Annotated in this window: 15 protein-coding genes; 8 read left to right on the top strand and 7 right to left on the bottom strand. The window is 60.7% G+C overall.

The genetic code is table 11. The features are described from left to right. Position 1 precedes the first annotated feature (1 nt). Both ACTHUY_RS11120 and purB read right to left on the bottom strand, forming a co-directional pair. Complete coding sequence (locus ACTHUY_RS11120) at positions 2-892, bottom strand: VTT domain-containing protein (RefSeq protein ID WP_441678876.1); 891 nt, start codon at positions 890-892, stop codon at positions 2-4. After that, positions 892-2,229, bottom strand: a complete 1,338-nt coding sequence (purB, locus tag ACTHUY_RS11115; protein ID WP_441678874.1) for an adenylosuccinate lyase — start codon at positions 2,227-2,229, stop codon at positions 892-894. The genes ACTHUY_RS11120 and purB overlap by 1 nt, the downstream gene beginning before the upstream one ends. 251 nt (positions 2,230-2,480) lie before the next feature. Between purB and ACTHUY_RS11110 the strand changes: the two genes are divergently transcribed. After that, a complete protein-coding gene (locus tag ACTHUY_RS11110) occupies positions 2,481-4,160 on the top strand; it encodes a long-chain-fatty-acid--CoA ligase (RefSeq protein ID WP_441678872.1) in 1,680 nt (559 codons plus the stop codon). Between the two features lie 63 nt (positions 4,161-4,223). Here ACTHUY_RS11110 and ACTHUY_RS11105 read toward each other — a convergent pair whose 3' ends face one another. Together ACTHUY_RS11105 and ACTHUY_RS11100 are read right to left on the bottom strand one after the other, a co-directional pair. Further along, a complete protein-coding gene (locus ACTHUY_RS11105; protein ID WP_441678870.1) occupies positions 4,224-4,991 on the bottom strand; it encodes a fructosamine kinase family protein in 768 nt (255 codons plus the stop codon). After that, positions 4,991-5,374, bottom strand: coding sequence for a phage holin family protein (locus ACTHUY_RS11100; RefSeq protein WP_164719919.1), 384 nt, complete (start codon positions 5,372-5,374; stop codon positions 4,991-4,993). Before ACTHUY_RS11100 ends, ACTHUY_RS11105 begins: the two co-directional genes overlap by 1 nt. Positions 5,375-5,410: 36 nt before the next feature. Between ACTHUY_RS11100 and hisC the strand changes: the two genes are divergently transcribed. Next, positions 5,411-6,472 carry a histidinol-phosphate transaminase gene (hisC, locus tag ACTHUY_RS11095; protein WP_441678868.1) on the top strand — a complete coding sequence of 354 codons (1,062 nt, stop codon included), beginning with the start codon at positions 5,411-5,413 and terminating at the stop codon, positions 6,470-6,472. Between the two features lie 101 nt (positions 6,473-6,573). On the opposite strand, the gene ACTHUY_RS11090 is transcribed toward hisC, so the two are convergent. The 3 genes from ACTHUY_RS11090 to ACTHUY_RS11080 all read right to left on the bottom strand — a co-directional run bounded on the left by ACTHUY_RS11090 (position 6,574) and on the right by ACTHUY_RS11080 (position 10,467). Further along, on the bottom strand, positions 6,574-7,353 hold the full coding sequence (locus ACTHUY_RS11090; protein WP_441678866.1) for a YwiC-like family protein: 780 nt from the start codon (positions 7,351-7,353) through the stop codon (positions 6,574-6,576). Between the two features lie 179 nt (positions 7,354-7,532). Next, on the bottom strand, positions 7,533-8,381 hold the full coding sequence (locus ACTHUY_RS11085) for a hypothetical protein (RefSeq protein ID WP_441678864.1): 849 nt from the start codon (positions 8,379-8,381) through the stop codon (positions 7,533-7,535). Between the two features lie 91 nt (positions 8,382-8,472). Next, entirely contained in the window at positions 8,473-10,467 is a 1,995-nt protein-coding gene (locus tag ACTHUY_RS11080) for a cytochrome c oxidase assembly protein (protein ID WP_441678863.1), read from the bottom strand. Between the two features lie 73 nt (positions 10,468-10,540). Between ACTHUY_RS11080 and ACTHUY_RS11075 the strand changes: the two genes are divergently transcribed. The 6 genes from ACTHUY_RS11075 to ACTHUY_RS11050 form a co-directional block, all read left to right on the top strand. Then, on the top strand, positions 10,541-11,536 hold the full coding sequence (locus tag ACTHUY_RS11075) for an AAA family ATPase (protein ID WP_441678861.1): 996 nt from the start codon (positions 10,541-10,543) through the stop codon (positions 11,534-11,536). Continuing rightward, positions 11,533-12,429 carry a DUF58 domain-containing protein gene (locus tag ACTHUY_RS11070; protein WP_126704267.1) on the top strand — a complete coding sequence of 299 codons (897 nt, stop codon included), beginning with the start codon at positions 11,533-11,535 and terminating at the stop codon, positions 12,427-12,429. Before ACTHUY_RS11075 ends, ACTHUY_RS11070 begins: the two co-directional genes overlap by 4 nt. Beyond that, positions 12,422-13,015: a hypothetical protein gene (locus tag ACTHUY_RS11065; RefSeq protein ID WP_441678859.1), complete on the top strand. Its 594-nt coding sequence runs from the start codon at positions 12,422-12,424 to the stop codon at positions 13,013-13,015. Before ACTHUY_RS11070 ends, ACTHUY_RS11065 begins: the two co-directional genes overlap by 8 nt. Beyond that, positions 13,009-14,016 carry a vWA domain-containing protein gene (locus ACTHUY_RS11060; RefSeq protein WP_126704265.1) on the top strand — a complete coding sequence of 336 codons (1,008 nt, stop codon included), beginning with the start codon at positions 13,009-13,011 and terminating at the stop codon, positions 14,014-14,016. The genes ACTHUY_RS11065 and ACTHUY_RS11060 overlap by 7 nt, the downstream gene beginning before the upstream one ends. A gap of 5 nt (positions 14,017-14,021) precedes the next feature. Next, positions 14,022-15,005, top strand: coding sequence for a vWA domain-containing protein (locus ACTHUY_RS11055; RefSeq protein WP_441678857.1), 984 nt, complete (start codon positions 14,022-14,024; stop codon positions 15,003-15,005). Continuing rightward, positions 15,002-15,486 (top strand): tetratricopeptide repeat protein (locus ACTHUY_RS11050; protein WP_441653973.1); only part of this gene is annotated, 485 nt, incomplete at its 3' end. The genes ACTHUY_RS11055 and ACTHUY_RS11050, both read left to right, overlap by 4 nt.

The raw sequence follows: 15,486 nt of genomic DNA, 5'->3' as shown, positions 1-15,486 counted from the left end.
GCTAGGCGTGTTCTTCAGGTTCGGTGGTAGGCGGATCGGGTTCGGTACTGTTCTGCTGACGTGAGTCTGTGGCGCCAGAGTGACCGTCTGCGTGGGAAGCCGACTCTTCTGCTTTGGTCTCTGGGTGCGGGTTCTCGGAAGCACCTGCTGTCGTTGACCCGGCGGAGTTAGCGCCAGAGCTCTGGGCCGTGTCCGTTGCCGGGGCTCCGCCCGTCTTCTGATCGGTGACGTCCGATTGATCGGTGCCTGCCACCTGATCAGTGTCGTCCCTGCGGTTCTTCCTTGTCGTATATATGCGGTGGCCAATCCACCAGATGACGAAGACGATGACGGCGACGAGAACGATCCGGGAGAAGATCCCAACCCAACCTTCAACCCTGGTCCAGTTCTCACCAAGGACATAGCCAAGGGAAATGAGGACGGTGTTCCAGATCAGGGAGCCAACGAGGGTGAGGGCCGTGAAGATCGGTAGCTTCATCTTCGTGACGCCCGCGGGGATCGAGATCAGGGAACGGAAGATCGGGATCATGCGGCCCAGGAGCACGGTCCACGTGCCGTGCTTGCGGAACCAGGCCTCGGTCTTGTCGATATCGCTGATATTGACCAGGGGAAGGGCCCCCATAATGGCACGGGTACGGTCGCGGCCAAGGGCGTAGCCAACTCCGTAGAGCAGCCAGGCGCCGGTGACGGATCCCGCGGTGCACCAGACGATCATTTCGACCATGCCGAGGGTGCCAAGGGACGCAGTGAAACCTGCGAGCGGCAGGATGATTTCTGAGGGTAGTGGTGGGAAGAGGTTCTCTAGGCCGATCAGGAGGAAGGCGCCGAAGCCGCCGAGCGACTCCATGACGTCCACCGCCCACCCGGCAATTCCGGTGAGCTCTTGATCCATTATTCTCCCAGGTAGGTAACGAGCTGGCTGGCCAGTCCCGTGTAGGTTGCGGGGGTCAGCTCCAGCAGGCGGGCCTCCACATCGGCGGGGATGCCGAGGGACTTAATGAAGTCACGCATGATCTCTTCGGTGACCTGCTGACCGCGGGTCAGGTCCTTGAGTCGCTCGTACGGATTGTCCATGCCGGTTGCGCCCTTGATGGAAGCGACTCGCATGGCCTGCTGGATTGGTTCACCAAGAACCTCCCATGAGGCGTCGAGGTCACGAGCAAGGGCATTCGCATCAACGTCCAGGCCAGCAAGGCCGCGGGTGACATTGTCGATGGCGAGGAGAGAGTGGCCGAAGGCCACACCAATATTGCGCTGAGTTGAGGAGTCCGTGAGGTCCCGCTGCAGGCGCGAGGTAACGAGCGTGGATCCGAGAGTGTCGAGCAGGGCCGAGGATATTTCCAGGTTCGCTTCGGCGTTCTCGAAGCGGATCGGGTTGACCTTGTGCGGCATGGTTGACGAACCGGTTGAACCCTGGGCTGCCAGGTTCTGGTGGAAGTAGCCGAGGGAAATATAGGTCCACACGTCGGTCGCAAAGTTGTGAAGGATCCGGTTGAAGCGAGCAATGTCGGAGTAGAGCTCGGCCTGCCAGTCGTGCGATTCGATCTGGGTGGTGAGCGGATTCCAGCTCAGACCGAGCGATTCGACGAAGGACCGCGAGTGGGAGGGCCAGTCTGTCTCGGGCAGGGCCGCCACGTGCGCACCGTAGGTGCCGGTGGCGCCGTTGATCTTACCGAGGTATTCGGTGTCGCGGATCCGCTGGAGCTGGCGGGACAGACGCCACGCAAACACCGACATTTCCTTACCCAGGGTTGTCGGGGTGGCGGTCTGTCCATGGGTGCGGGAGAGCATCGGCTGGTCCCTCTGCTCGCGGGCCAGAACCGAAATGTTGTTGACAAGGCGACGGGCCGCCGGGAGCCAGACCTTCTCGACAGCATCCTTGATGGTGAGGGCATACGCGAGGTTGTTGATGTCCTCCGACGTGCAGAGAATATGAACGATATCGGGGTACTTTACGCGCTTACGCAGGTAGTACTCGACAGCCTTCACGTCGTGGCGGGTTTCCGCCTCGATCTCGCCGAGCTCCTTGGGATCGACCTCGATGCTTCGCATCTCGTCCCGCTCCTCGGGCGTGAACTCGCCGGGCAGGATCCCCGTGTCGACAAGGTAAATGAGCCATTCGACTTCGACCGTGACACGGGCCCGGTTCAGGGCGTCCTCTGACAGGTGATCGACGAGTGGGGAAACGTAGGATGCGTATCGACCATCAAGCGGGCTGAGAGTGCTCATGACAGCCATGCTAACCGTCCGGGGAGTGCTCGGTCGTGATGATCCCACCTTTGTGGCGCGATCTACCGGCAGGTAGCAAGCGCATAGTGAGCGCGAATTGGCACTGATTAGGCGTGAATAAGGGCCGTTCTTGGTGAAAGGTGCAGATCGTCCAAGACGGATGTTTTGAAAACTGTCGTTAATTGGAACGGTGATGTTTTCCGCGTGGAATGATCTAGCAATGGCGCCATGAATTGGACGAAGATGAAAGTATGACACAGAGCCATACCCCTTGGACGAAGAACTACCAGCCGGGAGTTCCCGAACAGATCGAGACCCCGACGGACTCGCTCGTTGAGCTTTTTGAGACGGCTGTTGCCGGGGGAGGCGACTCCCCGGCCATGACGTTCTTTGGGAAGCAAACAACGTATCGCAAGCTCGGTGAGCAGGTGGCCGCGGTCGCCGAGGGCCTGCGTAAGCTGGGTGTGAAGCCGGGTGACCGCATTGCCATTGTGCTGCCCAACTGCCCGCAACACGTCGTGGCTTTTTATGCGGCGATGAGGATCGGGGCGATTGTGGTGGAACACAATCCGCTCTACACCTCCCGTGAACTACTTGCCCAGTTCCAGGACCACCGAGCAAAGGTGGCGATCGCCTGGGATAAGTCGGTGGAGAAGATTTCCGGTCCCGAATTCGGTATCGACACGATCATTGCCGTCAACATGCTTGATGAGTTCCCAACCGTCAAGCGTCTCGCGCTGAACCTTCCGATCAAGTCGTTGAAAGAAAAGAAGGGTGCGCTGACCACGAAAACGACGGGCACCACGCCGTGGTCGACACTTGTGAAGGCGCCTGCAATTGCTTCGGACTACCCGAAGCCGACCGTTGATGACACCGCGGTTATTCAGTACACGTCTGGTACGACGGGCTCATCGAAGGGTGCGATGCTGACGCACCTTAACCTCTACGCGAATGCTCGCCAGGGTGCGGCATGGATGCTGGGAGCGGAAGAGCGGAAGGGAAATGCTTACGCGCTGCTCCCCATGTTCCACGCCTTTGGTATGACCCTTTATTTGACGTTTGGGATTATGAAACAGGCGAATCTCGTGATCTTCCCCCAGTTCAACCCCGACATGGTTCTTGACGAGGTGAAGAAGTATCCTCCGACGATTTACTGCGCGGTTCCCCCGATCTACAAGAAGACTGCCGAGCGTGCCCGCGAGCGCAACATCTCGCTGTCGGCAGCGAAGTACTGCATTTCGGGAGCCATGAAGCTCACCGACGACATTGTGGAGGAGTGGGAGGCCCTGTCGGGCGGGCTGCTTGTTGAGGGGTATGGCATGACTGAGGCATCGCCCGTTGCCCTGGGTAATCCCTTCCACGAGTCGCGCCGCACCGGCACGATCGGTGTTCCCTTCCCGTCGACGTACATGAAGGTCGTTGACATTGAGGATCCCTCGATTGAGGTTGCTCAAGGTGAGGAAGGCGAGTTGCTCCTTAGGGGCCCGCAGGTGTTCTCGGGCTATTGGGAGAACGAAGAAGAAACGACCAAGACTCTGCTACCGGGTGGCTGGCTGCGTACGGGTGACATTGTCACCGTTGAGGAGGACGGCTTTGCCACAATCGTTGACCGGGTGAAGGAACTGATCATTACGGGTGGATTCAATGTTTCCCCGTCCGAGGTGGAGCAGGTTCTACAGCGCCACCCGGCGATTGAGGAGGCCGCGGTTGTGGGAATTGAGAAGGATTCCGGTGAAGAGGTTGTGGCGGCCGTTGTTGTTGCCCCGGGGCACACGCTTGATGCTGAGGAGATCCGGGAGTTCTGCCGCCAGTACCTGGCCCGCTACAAGGTGCCCCGCCGCATTACGGTCATGAAGGACATGCCGAAGTCGATGCTTGGCAAGGTGCTGCGCAAGAAGGTGAAGGAGCAGATTGCTCCGTCGCTGATCTAGTGCATCTTCGAGCGACTGCCTGGCAAGCTATGTTCCGGTAAGAGCAACGCGAACAGCTCGGAACTAGAGATAGTTCTGGGCTGTTCGCACCGTCTGTCTGCCGTAGCTGCCGCCGAAGAGCGAGGCGTGGACGATCAGGATGTGGAGCTGGTGTAGCCCAATCCGTTCGTTCCATCCCTCCGATAGTTCCCTCACCGATTCATATCCTGCGGTGATGTCGTCCCAGTGGGGAGCGCCAAACACGGTGAGCTGGGCAAGGTCCGACTCGCAGTGGCCGGCGTGGGAGGCGGGGTCGATGAGAACCCCACCATCTGCCGACCAGAGGACGTTGCCGGACCACAGGTCGCCGTGGAGGACCGCCGGCCGATCGTCAGTGTCGAATGCTCCGTCCCGGAGACGTTCCGCAAGGGCTTCGATTGCCTGTGCTCCGTCCGTGTCTATTGAGCCGTTGGAAACGGCGGAGCCCAAATAGGGCAGGATCCGGTCTTCCGCATAGAACACGCCCCAGGCCCGGGGCTGTGCCCCTGGGGAGACAAGTGGGAGGCGCTCCTGCCCCATGGTTCCCTCGCCGTGCTCGGCGAGATCAAAGCCCGGAGGGGCCTGCCCAAACACGCGGTCGGAGCCGTTCTCGTGCAGGCCTGCAAGCATCGTCCCGAACTCGTAGGCGGCCTGCTGGGTGGGGGATGTTTCTTGGATGGTGACGGTGGCAAGCGAGGTGTCATCGACCTGGGCGAGCTCGGCGACTCTAGCCCCACATGCTCTCAGGTCCTGGAGTCCCGCTGCTTCGAAGGCGATCTGCCTGGAGGTGCCTCTCTTGACGTAAACAGACACTACTTGCGGTACTCCTTCGGCAGGAACATGTCGATCACGATGAGGATGATGGCGATGACAAGGCCGCCGCCGACGGCCCACCAGAAGGAATCAACGGTCAGACCCCACCCGAACTGTCGGGCCAACCAGCTGGACAGGAGAAGTATTCCCGCGTTGATGACCAGGTGCCACAGGCCGAGGGTGAGGATGTAGAAGGGGATGGACAGGACGATCAGGACTGGCCGAATGATTGCCGTAACGGCAACGAAGATTGCTCCCGCACCAATGAAATAGAGGGCGAGCTGACCATCTGACTGAGCGGCCGGGGCAGTAATCCCGTCCAAGAGAAGGCTCGTCAGCCACAGTGCCAGGGCGGTCACGAGTGTGCGCACAATGAACTTCATGGGCACAACCCTACTCGGAAGGTGCATGATGAGGATATGAGCCTTTTCCGTGAAGACCTTGCGAACCTGCCCTCTTACGTGGCCGGAAAACCCTCGACCGACCCTGCGATTATCAAGCTGTCGTCGAACGAAATGCCGTTCGAGCCGCTACCGTCGATCCAGGCCGCGATTACCGAAGGTGTTGGTTCACTGCAGGAGTATCCGGACATGATGGCAGTGAACCTGCGCCAGCGGGTTGCTAAGTTCCACGGTGTCGACAGTGACTGGGTGGCCGTCTCCAACGGCTCCGTCAATATGATTGAAAAGATCCTCGATGCTGCCTGCGAGCCCGGTGATGAAGTGGTGTGTGCGTGGCGGTCCTTCGAGTCCTATCCCATCGCTACGGCCCTCGCCGCGGCGTTGACTATCAAGGTTCCCGTCACCGATCTTGGCGAGCATGACCTGGATGCGATGGCGGAGGCAGTGACGGACAAAACCGCTGCAATCATCGTGTGCTCCCCGAACAACCCGACGGGAACAGCCGTCACCCACGCGGATCTCGCACGCTTCCTCGACCGCATCGACGAGAGCATCCCGGTGATACTCGACGAGGCTTACATTCACTTTGCTCGCATGGAAGACAGGGTCCGTTCCGACGAACTCCTTGCAAAGCACGCCAATCTCATTGTTCTGCGCACCTTCTCCAAGGCGTACTCGCTGGCCGGACTGCGGGTCGGCTACGCACTCGCGCACCCCGCCACAGCGGAAACCCTCCGCACGGTCGGAACCCCCTTCGCAGTGAACGCCCTCGCCCAAAGGGCAGCTATCGCCGCCCTCGATGCAACGGACAAGGTTGTGGCCCGAACGGATGATGTCGTTGCCGAACGGGAACGCGTCATCGCCGAACTGGCGGATCTGGGATTCGCCATTCCGCGCTCGCAGGCCAACTTCATGTGGTTCGAGATGACTAACGTGGAACCGTTCCTGGCGGCCGCAGAACGCCACAGAATCGTTGTTCGCGCCTTTGTTGGTGACGGAGTGCGCGTCAGCATCGGCACCCCTGAAGCCAACGACCGGATCATTGCGGCTGCAGCGGAGTATGCGAAAAGCCTGCGATAGCTGGAACCACGCCTCCCGATCGGCCCGTGCCAATGAGCTCACCATTTCGCCCAAGAAGAGTTCGGCATACAGCGACGGTAAGAAGCCTCGTGAGAAGGGATTTACATCAGGAGTGAGCCGGTCACCGCGACCGTGGTGATGATTTCCCAGATGCCAATGGCTTTAACGGAGACGCGGCGCCCGATCTTGGCTGAATAGGTTGACACTGCGTATGTGCGGGCGGTCAGCGCCCACCAGATGACAGCGTGGAGGACGGGGAAGACCCCCATGAATGCGAAGACTGTGGCGGCAGTGGCGAAGACCGCGTGGTAGCCGACGGCAAGCCAGAAGAAGCCCTCGTTGCCGCGCTCGCGGATGTTTGTCTTCACGTAGAACGCAGTGCCGACGAAATAGGCGGTGATTGAGGCGGTGGCCAGCCACATCCAGTCCCACGCCTCCCATCCGTGCCTGCCCTGAGGAACGGTTCCAAGCAGGGTTGCCAGGTGGAAGGCCACGGGAGTGAGCAGCCCGGCGGCTACGACCGTCACCGCGTCGTTTAGAAGGGAACGGTCCTTCCGCTGGATCGACTGCCATGCCGTGATGATGATCAGGGGCAGGAACACGGGAACCCAGATGATCAGCTCGGGAACGAGGAAGGCGAGGGGGATGCCGGCGAGGCAGGTGAGGGCGCCGTAGACGATGACCGGCTTGCGGTAGCGGACCTTCCTGCGGGACCGGAGCCATTGGCCGGTTGAGAAGAAAGCAAAGTACCCGATCCACCACACGGCGAGCAATAGGAGATGGTGGGGGTGGAACGAAGACAGGATCGTCCCTACAAACGGCGGAACAATAATCATTGCCCACGCGCCGTGATAGTTCGGTACCCAACCTCGAGATGCCATGCCCCTATTATCACGGACTAAACCGTGAAGATATGGGACGTTAGATTGTCCTGTGCGGCACTCGCGCTCTACTGGAACCCAGGGTGCCGCGGGGAGTGGAATCTAGCGCCGGGATCGGAGTAATGCAGCGCGGGGATCGAAATGGCGTGCCCGGATGGGAAACGTGCGCAGCGTGGGGTTTAGAAGGTGGTGCCGCTGTTGCGGTTCACCGTGAAGCCCTTGCCGGACAGCTGGGACCAGCATTCGACAGTGCTTCCGCCGCCCGTTACTTCGCAGGCAAAGGTGTCGTTCGCGTAGACGGCGTTGGCGTTCCGGTCGTTAGAGGACTGGATGCGCCAAGAACAGAGTTCGTTCGTGTCGCTCGCTTCGCCGACCGTGTACGTCTGCGTGTACGTTTCGCAGGATTCGGGAACCGACGGGAACGTGTACGTGTAGATCGAGCAGGTAGCCTGGGTGGAATCCATCGTGCAGTGGATATTGAGGCTGTCCGTATTGAAGTCGGTGAGCGGTCGAGCACCGTCGGGGGCGGGACGGGCCTTCGTTACCCAATCTGCTTCGTCGGAGATCTGTGCGAGCGCCAGCGGCACCCCGGCCCCGGAAACCCGGTTCGCGACATCGAGAGTGAAATCCTTCGGGCAGGAGTCGTCGATCTTGTTGAGCGTGTCGACAATGAGCTGACGATCGTCGTCCCCGAGGCCACCGTTCTGCTCGGATACGGTCACGAGCTCAGCGAGAGCGTTGGTGTCGGTTTCTGCGGAATCGCAGGTGGGTGCGTCCACAATCGCAATGACGGAGGCCCTGGGCTGTGCCAGAGGATCCGGTGCCTCTTCTTCGGTGTTGTCAGCCCCGGATGTCTCTGACTCGGTTGGGCTGGCGGATTCGGCGTTTGCCACCAGGTCGGCTCCGCCGCGGATGATGGCGGACCAGATGAGGAAAATGATAATCGACAAGATAATGCCCAAGACAACGAGTACGGCTTTAAGCCCGGGGCTCATGCCGCGGTTGTGCGATGTGTTGTTCTCACTCATAGGTACTCAAATCGTCGGAACTTCCCGAACAAGGATAGGTCAATACTGGCACAGGTTGCGAGAAACGATTATTCACGAGCCGCTACGCGGGCTATCCGCGACCCTTTGCTCGGGCCGCCAACATCTCGTTGTAGGCCTTCAGCTCAGCATCATCATCCCGGTCGGCGCGGCGGTCGATCTGCTTCGCGACCTTGTCTTCCGACTTGGCCCACATGATCGCCACCGAGATTGCGAGCGCCACGGTGGGGAACTCACCGATGCCCCACGTGATGGCACCGCCCACCTCCTGGTCGGCGAGAGCATTCACGCCCCACGGCAGTCCCAGCCAGCCAAAGAACTCGTTTGCGAGAACCGACGTGGAAGAAATAACGGCAATGCCAAAGAATGCATGGAATGCCATCGTTGCGAACAGCAGGAGGATGCGAAGCGGATAGGCGGGGCGGGTGGGGCCCGGGTCGATACCAATCAGCGCGTTCGTGAACATGTATCCGGCAAGAGTGAAGTGCAGGACCATGAGGAGATGACCAACGTGGGTGGTGAGCGACAGGTAGAACAGGTCAGTGAAATAGAACAGGATGAGGGATCCTGCGAAGTTCACGGCAGCAATAACCGGATGTGCCCAGAAAGCTCCGTACTTGGAATGAGCAACGGCAAGAATGATCTCCCGACCGCCCCGCGAGCCGTCGGTGCGGGCGGGGATTGCTCGGGCCAGGAGCGATACCGGGGCACCGAGGACCAGGAGGATCGGGATCACCATGGCGAGGATCATGTGCATGAGCATGTGGGCGGAGAACAGAACGGCTCCATACACTGCCGGTCCGCCGTTCGTTACCCAGAAGAACAGGACCATGCCAGCAATCCAGGAGAAGGTCCGCCAGTTGCTCCACTCGTCACCGCGAGCGTTGAGGCGCCCGACCCAGCGCACGTACTGCACGATCCCGACGACAGCTGCGAAAGCGAGGATGGGTTCGATGCGCCACTGAGTCAGGTAGTTGATGGTTTCCGGGTAGGGCGGGATTGGGTTCTGAGACAGCAGGAAAGCCGGGGTCGGATCGGGAACCGGGTCCTGGGGGACCGGCGGAGCCGAATTCGACAGGGCGGCAGCAACACCGATAACCCCGGTCATGATGAGCACTTCGCCGACGGCAAGCTTCGTAAACGGCCGCGGTGTCTCTTCGATGGTGGCGAGGGTGCGCCTGCGGTGCGCGAGACCCGCGAGCGCCAGCACGCCCGTCGCGAGCACCTTGACGAGTAGGAGCCGGCCATAGCTTGAGGTGAACAGCTCTGCGGGGCTGTTGAATCGGATAAAACCGGCAAGGAAACCGGAGTAGATTGTCAGCCCCAGTGCCCACGCCGCGATTGAGGAATAGCGGGATGCGTAGGCGGCGAGGCGGCCGCTCCTGGGGGCGGTGACAAGGAAGGCAATGAGGCCACCGGCCCATGCGCTCATGGCAAGCAGGTGGATGTAGATCGAGGACACGGCAAGAGTGTGGGAGGCCGCGCCGGAGGCGTGGCCGGTCAGGGCAATGGGGACCATGGCAACGGCCGAAAGCGCCATGGTCCACGCTGAGCCCGCCATGGTCGAGGCAAAGGCCGCCACGATGGAGACGATAACGGCAAGCAGGATCGACCAGGCCATGATCTGGCCGAGCTCGATCTCGGTCATGAACTGCCACAGGCCCGGGCCAAGCGAGTTATCGGAGAGCGGTACCCCGGCGACCGAAGAGTAGGTAACAATGAAGTTTGCGAGTTCCAGGATCGGCCAGATGATTGCTGTTGTCCGCCCGAATTTCATGACCCGCTGCCATTCGGGTGCGTCGTATGTGAAGGACTTGCGCGGTCTTATTTCCGTGGTGGGGGAGTAGACGGTGGCGGCGATCAGGAACGCCCCAAAGGTTAGCGCGGCAACGGTATCCCGGCCGTACGTGAGAAGCGGAACGGCCCACCGGGTTACGGCACCCGGGTCGGCCAGAAGGGCTTCGGCGTAGATACCGGTGGTGAGTCCGGCGATGATTGTCGCGGCAATACCGACGACAATGGGCCAGGAAACTCCCGTGGGATTAAGCAGGCGCTGGGTAGTGGTCACCCCACCAGATTATGTCCTAACACTGGGAGGCGTGATGAAATGATGGTGTAGAGGACCTCGCGATAGGAGCAGCATGCAGGTTGCAAATGGCAAGATACCGACTGAAGACATGGCGAGGGCACGCGACGCACTGGGGCGGGTCCAGGGCATATTCTCCGCCACGGTCGTGGGCCAGCGAGACCTGTATCAGGCTCTGATCGTCTCCCTCATGGCACGGGGTCATGTCCTCCTGGAATCCGTGCCAGGACTGGCAAAGACCACTGCGGCAGTGACTCTTTCGGAAGCAATTTCCGGATCTTTCTCCCGTATCCAGTGCACGCCGGACCTCATGCCGAACGACATAGTGGGCACCCAGATTTACACGTACGAGACCGGGAAGTTCTCGACCCAGCTCGGTCCCGTGCACGCCAACATGGTGCTCCTCGATGAGATCAACCGCTCATCCGCCAAAACCCAGTCGGCGATGCTGGAAGCCATGCAGGAACGCCAGACTTCGATTGGCGGCACCATCTATAAGTTGCCGGACCCGTTCATGGTGCTCGCCACCCAGAACCCCGTCGACGAGGAAGGCACCTACGTTCTTCCTGAAGCGCAGATGGACAGGTTCCTCCTCAAAGAGATCCTCACGTACCCGACTCCCGGTGAAGAGATCGAGATCCTCACCAAAACAGCCGAACGGGCCTTCGGAAAATCAACGGCCCAGCCGGTCACCACCGAGGATGTGCTCTTCCTTCAGGAGACTGCCGGACGGGTCTACGTTGACGAGTCAGTCAAGGCCTACGTCGTTGCTCTTATCAACACGACCCGAGGCGGTGGCCCCCGCCCCATCCCCGACCTGCGACACAAGGTCCGGGTTGGCGCCTCGCCCCGTGGCTCCCTGGCACTCATGCGTGTCGGTCAGGCACTCGCGTTGCTCAACGGCCGGAACTACGTTGTTCCCGACGACATCAAGTCCCTCCGGCACGCAGTCCTCCGCCACCGGATTATCCGAACCTACGATGCGCTCGCGGCAGATATCCCGCCCGAAACGATTATTGATGACGTGTTTGCGGCGGTGCCCACGCCATGACCGCACGCCGAGGTAACCCGTCGTCCCGAATGGCACTCGTGCGGGCCAGGCTTGCCCTGCCCACGATCCGCCGGGCCGTTGGGCACTCGGAAGGCCAACACTCCTCCATGTTCACCGGCCACGGCATCGACTTCGAAGACCAGGTCGAATATCGGCCCGGCGATGATGTGTCATCTATCGACTGGAAATCATCCGCCCGTGCCGGCCACCCTATTATCCGCCGTTTCGAACGCGAATCGGACGTCTTCACCCAGCTCGTGTTGGACATGGGAGTGGAGATGCTGGCAACAGCGCCGTCCGGGGAACGCAAGTGTGACATCGGGATATGGGCGGCGGACGTTCTTGCCTACCTCGGATCGTCTCGGGGCGACCGTCTCGGCCTCGTGTGGGGCGACTCTGAACTCAGCCAGGCAATCCCAGCCCGCCACGGCCGCGATCACCTCGAATTCCTCCTCAACAGGGCAGCCGCCGCCTACGAAGAAGCCGCGGCACCCGCCGATGTGAGCGGACTGCTTGAACGCGTCCTCACCCTCACCCGGCTCCGCACCCTCATCGTCCTCGTTACCGACGAAGCCTGGCCCACATCCGCCGACCTCGACACGCTGCGGAAGGTGCGTGCCCGCCACGAACTCCTCGTCGTCCGCGTCGCAGACATGCCGATGACGGTGAAAGGCGTGGACCGGATGGTCGATGTCGACGGAGGCATCGTCATTCCTGCCTATGCCCGCGAAGATCCCGAACTGGCCGACATGCTCCGTCACCACCGACAAACCATGATCAACGAAGCCGACAGGATGCTACGCGGACACGGCATCAAACAGACCGTTGTGAACTCCTCCGACGAGGTCGTGCCCGCCCTCGTCAACATGCTGAGGAGGGGTGTCCGTGACTGACGACATGGTCGAAGACCTCGTTGCCCCGTTTGAGGCATCCCCGTTCTACATCGTTGCCGCCCTCGCCCTCCTCGTTGTCCTTGCCATGTGGCTGGGATGGCGGATTACGTCGATTGGTGCCAAGAAGCGAGCCCCTGTCCGGGTCCGCACCTGGCAGAAAAAGATTGACGACCTGCGAGAAGAACATCGGAACGTTGGGGACAGCCGGGTCTATGCCCTTGCCCTCGCGAAGCTCCTGCGTGACTTCGGGACAGAAAAAACCGGCTCCGACATGTCGTGGATGTCCGTACGGGAAGCGACAGCCATGAGCGGCTTTACGGAATTTGGTGAACTCCTCTCCGTGTTGGAAGAGCCGTCGTTCGGTGGTTCACCCGCGGCGCCAAGCACCGCAGGTAACGGCGTCACCGGCGGCAGTGCGGAGGGTGGCGAAACTGCCGGCGAGAGTGGCAGTACCAGCGGGGCCGACCTTGCGGCAAACGGTGGTGTTGTCGATCAACCGGGAGCCGCCGGTGGCCCCGGCACCGCGGACACGACCACAATTGATCAGGTGACTGAGCGTGCGAAGGCGGTGGTCGGAGCATGGTGAACCCTTGGGCTCTCGCTATCCCACTCATCCTCATTGCCATCGTCGCCTACCGATGGTTTAAACGGGAACGTCACTCCGGTGAGGCAGTTCTTGTTGCCCACACTCTGCCGGGGCGGGTTCTGCCGCGCTACCGGGCACGGATCCGGCAACTGCGGATCGCCACCTTCGGGTCCTTTGTTTTGCTGGCCGCTGTGGCCGTCTCAAGCGCCGTCATGGTTGCCCGGCCGCACACCGTGGAAACCCGTGCTGAGGAGCTGGCCTCCCGCGACATTGTTCTCTGCCTCGATGTATCCGGCTCCGTTATTGGCTTCGACTCGGAAGTCATGAAGGCGTTTGCGAGCATGGTTGACGAATTCCAGGGGGAGCGGGTTGCCCTCGTTATCTGGAACTCGAACTCCCAGGTCGTGTTCCCCCTGACCGATGACTATGACCTGGTGAAGGAAAGGCTCAACGAGGGGGCCGAGGCGCTCGAAACCGACGGGTATAGCGACTACCCCACAAATCCTCAAGAGTTCTACGACTTCACTGCCGGCACGTTCCTCGAATCAACGGGAGGTGCCTCCCTGGTCGGTGACGGATTGGCGAACTGCGTCATGCAGTTCGACATGCCGGAAGAAGAGAGGGCGAGGACGATTATCCTCGCAACCGACAACGAAGTGTCCACCCCCGAAGTGCAGATCTACTCCCTGTCTGAAGCGGTGGAGATGGCGGCGGAGCAAAGCATCGTCATCCACGGAATGTACATCGAAACCTACTACGGCTCGGTCAACTACGAATCCCAAGAAATGAGAGACGAAATAGAAGGGGCCGGAGGGTACTACTTCGTGGCTGGCGATGAGGAGGCTGCGAGCCAGCTCCTCGATGAGATCGAAAGCCAGCAGGCTGAAGACCTCGAATCCGATCCCGTCACCATCCTGGTCGACACCCCCGGTGCGTGGCCGATCATTGCAGCCGTCGGGATCGGCATCCTCGTCGTCGTGGGGTGGCGGTACCGAATATGAGCTTCATGAACGCCTGGCCCGCCTGGGTCACCATTCTTCTCGTGCTGGCACTCGGGGTGCTCTGCTTCGATGCGTGGCGCAAGACCCGCAAAACCTCCACCTGGCTGCGCCGCGGCCTCATGGTCGCCTGCGTGGGAATCATTGGGCTTACGCCCGCCGCCACAATCATCACGGAAGAGCGGATCTCGAACGCCGAATATTACTTTGTGGTGGACCTGACCGGCTCCATGGGAGCAGAAGACTGGAACGGTGAAGAGCAGCGCCTCGAAGGCGTCAAAGCCGACATGAGAGAGATCATCGAGCAGAACCCGGGAGCCCAGTACTCGATCATTGCCTTCTCTTCGACTGCCACCCAGCAGCTTCCGCTGACAACCGATGAGCGAGCCGCGCTCTCCTGGCTTGATACTGCCAGGCGCGAATCAACCATGTACTCCCAGGGCTCCTCAATTAACCGTCCCGTGGAAGAAGTTGAGAAGGCACTTGCCCGCTCCTTCGAGAACGATCCGCAGAACGTTCGTGTCATGCTGCTGTTCACCGACGGTGAGTCAACAAACAATCGGGACTCCAGTGCCGACGAACCGGTCGAATACGAGTCGCTCGCCGAATATGTCGACGATGGCTATGTCTTCGGCTACGGCACAGCGGAAGGTGCGCCAATGCTCCGCACCTTTGCCGGGGAGGAAGAGCCCGGCAACTACATCACGGACCAAAGCACCGGTGAACCGGGAATCTCCAAACTCAACGAGGAAGCCCTCCAAGAGGTAGCAAGCCAGCTCGATATTGAATACGTGCACCGCACGACGCCCGGCGGAGCCGGGGAGCTTGTCGACGACATCCCGTTTGAAATGATTGCCGGAGACGGCCGGGAAGAGCGCGGTGCGCTCAACCCGGTTCTATGGCCCGTCGGTCTCGTTCTCATTGCGCTTGTCGGCTGGGAACTCTGGTACCTCACTCCCAAGGCTGTCTCGCTATTGAGGGGGACCCGATGAAGACCTATCACCTCATAACCGCTGTTATCGGCACGTTCATTATTGCCCTCGCCGTCTGGTCCGGCCTGATCTTCGGATCCATGTGGTTCGGTGCGAAAGCCTACGAGCGGGGCGACTACGAGGCCGCCGAAGACTATTACCAGACAGCCGAACGAGTATCTCCGCTCGATAAGTGGCGGCCCGATTTCGGTCAAGGAACAGCCCTTCTCGCCCAGGACGAGATCAACCGAGGAATTGCCAAGCTGGAAGAAGCCCTCGAGACGGTCCCGAAGGCAGAGGTCTTCGAGGGCGGGGTCAAGGACCCCGAATCCTACGAATGCCTCGTTCGTGCCAACCTTTACCTTGGCTACGCTGCGGCGGACCGGGATGAAGACGCGGAAGAAGTCATTCAAACTTGCCCGAACCCCAACCCGAACGCCACCAGTAGCGGTGAAGAAGGCGACGAAGGCGACGAGGGCGATGAAGGTGGCGAAGGCGACGA

This window comes from Flaviflexus sp., from assembly GCF_052087705.1.
GTDB classification, from domain to species: Bacteria; Actinomycetota; Actinomycetes; order Actinomycetales; family Actinomycetaceae; genus Flaviflexus; species Flaviflexus ciconiae.
Note: the sequence above shows the minus strand (reverse complement) of the source record. Positions and strands in the feature narration are given on the sequence as shown.

Coding starts and splice junctions, on each gene's coding strand:
- ACTHUY_RS11060 (WP_126704265.1), top strand. CDS start 13,009: ATGGTGAACCCTTGGGCTCTCGCTATCCCACTCATCCTCATTGCCATC.
- ACTHUY_RS11070 (WP_126704267.1), top strand. CDS start 11,533: ATGACCGCACGCCGAGGTAACCCGTCGTCCCGAATGGCACTCGTGCGG.
- purB (WP_441678874.1), bottom strand. CDS start 2,229: ATGAGCACTCTCAGCCCGCTTGATGGTCGATACGCATCCTACGTTTCC.
- ACTHUY_RS11075 (WP_441678861.1), top strand. CDS start 10,541: ATGCAGGTTGCAAATGGCAAGATACCGACTGAAGACATGGCGAGGGCA.
- ACTHUY_RS11090 (WP_441678866.1), bottom strand. CDS start 7,353: ATGGCATCTCGAGGTTGGGTACCGAACTATCACGGCGCGTGGGCAATG.
- ACTHUY_RS11085 (WP_441678864.1), bottom strand. CDS start 8,381: ATGAGTGAGAACAACACATCGCACAACCGCGGCATGAGCCCCGGGCTT.
- hisC (WP_441678868.1), top strand. CDS start 5,411: ATGAGCCTTTTCCGTGAAGACCTTGCGAACCTGCCCTCTTACGTGGCC.
- ACTHUY_RS11055 (WP_441678857.1), top strand. CDS start 14,022: ATGAACGCCTGGCCCGCCTGGGTCACCATTCTTCTCGTGCTGGCACTC.
- ACTHUY_RS11110 (WP_441678872.1), top strand. CDS start 2,481: ATGACACAGAGCCATACCCCTTGGACGAAGAACTACCAGCCGGGAGTT.
- ACTHUY_RS11100 (WP_164719919.1), bottom strand. CDS start 5,374: ATGAAGTTCATTGTGCGCACACTCGTGACCGCCCTGGCACTGTGGCTG.
- ACTHUY_RS11120 (WP_441678876.1), bottom strand. CDS start 892: ATGGATCAAGAGCTCACCGGAATTGCCGGGTGGGCGGTGGACGTCATG.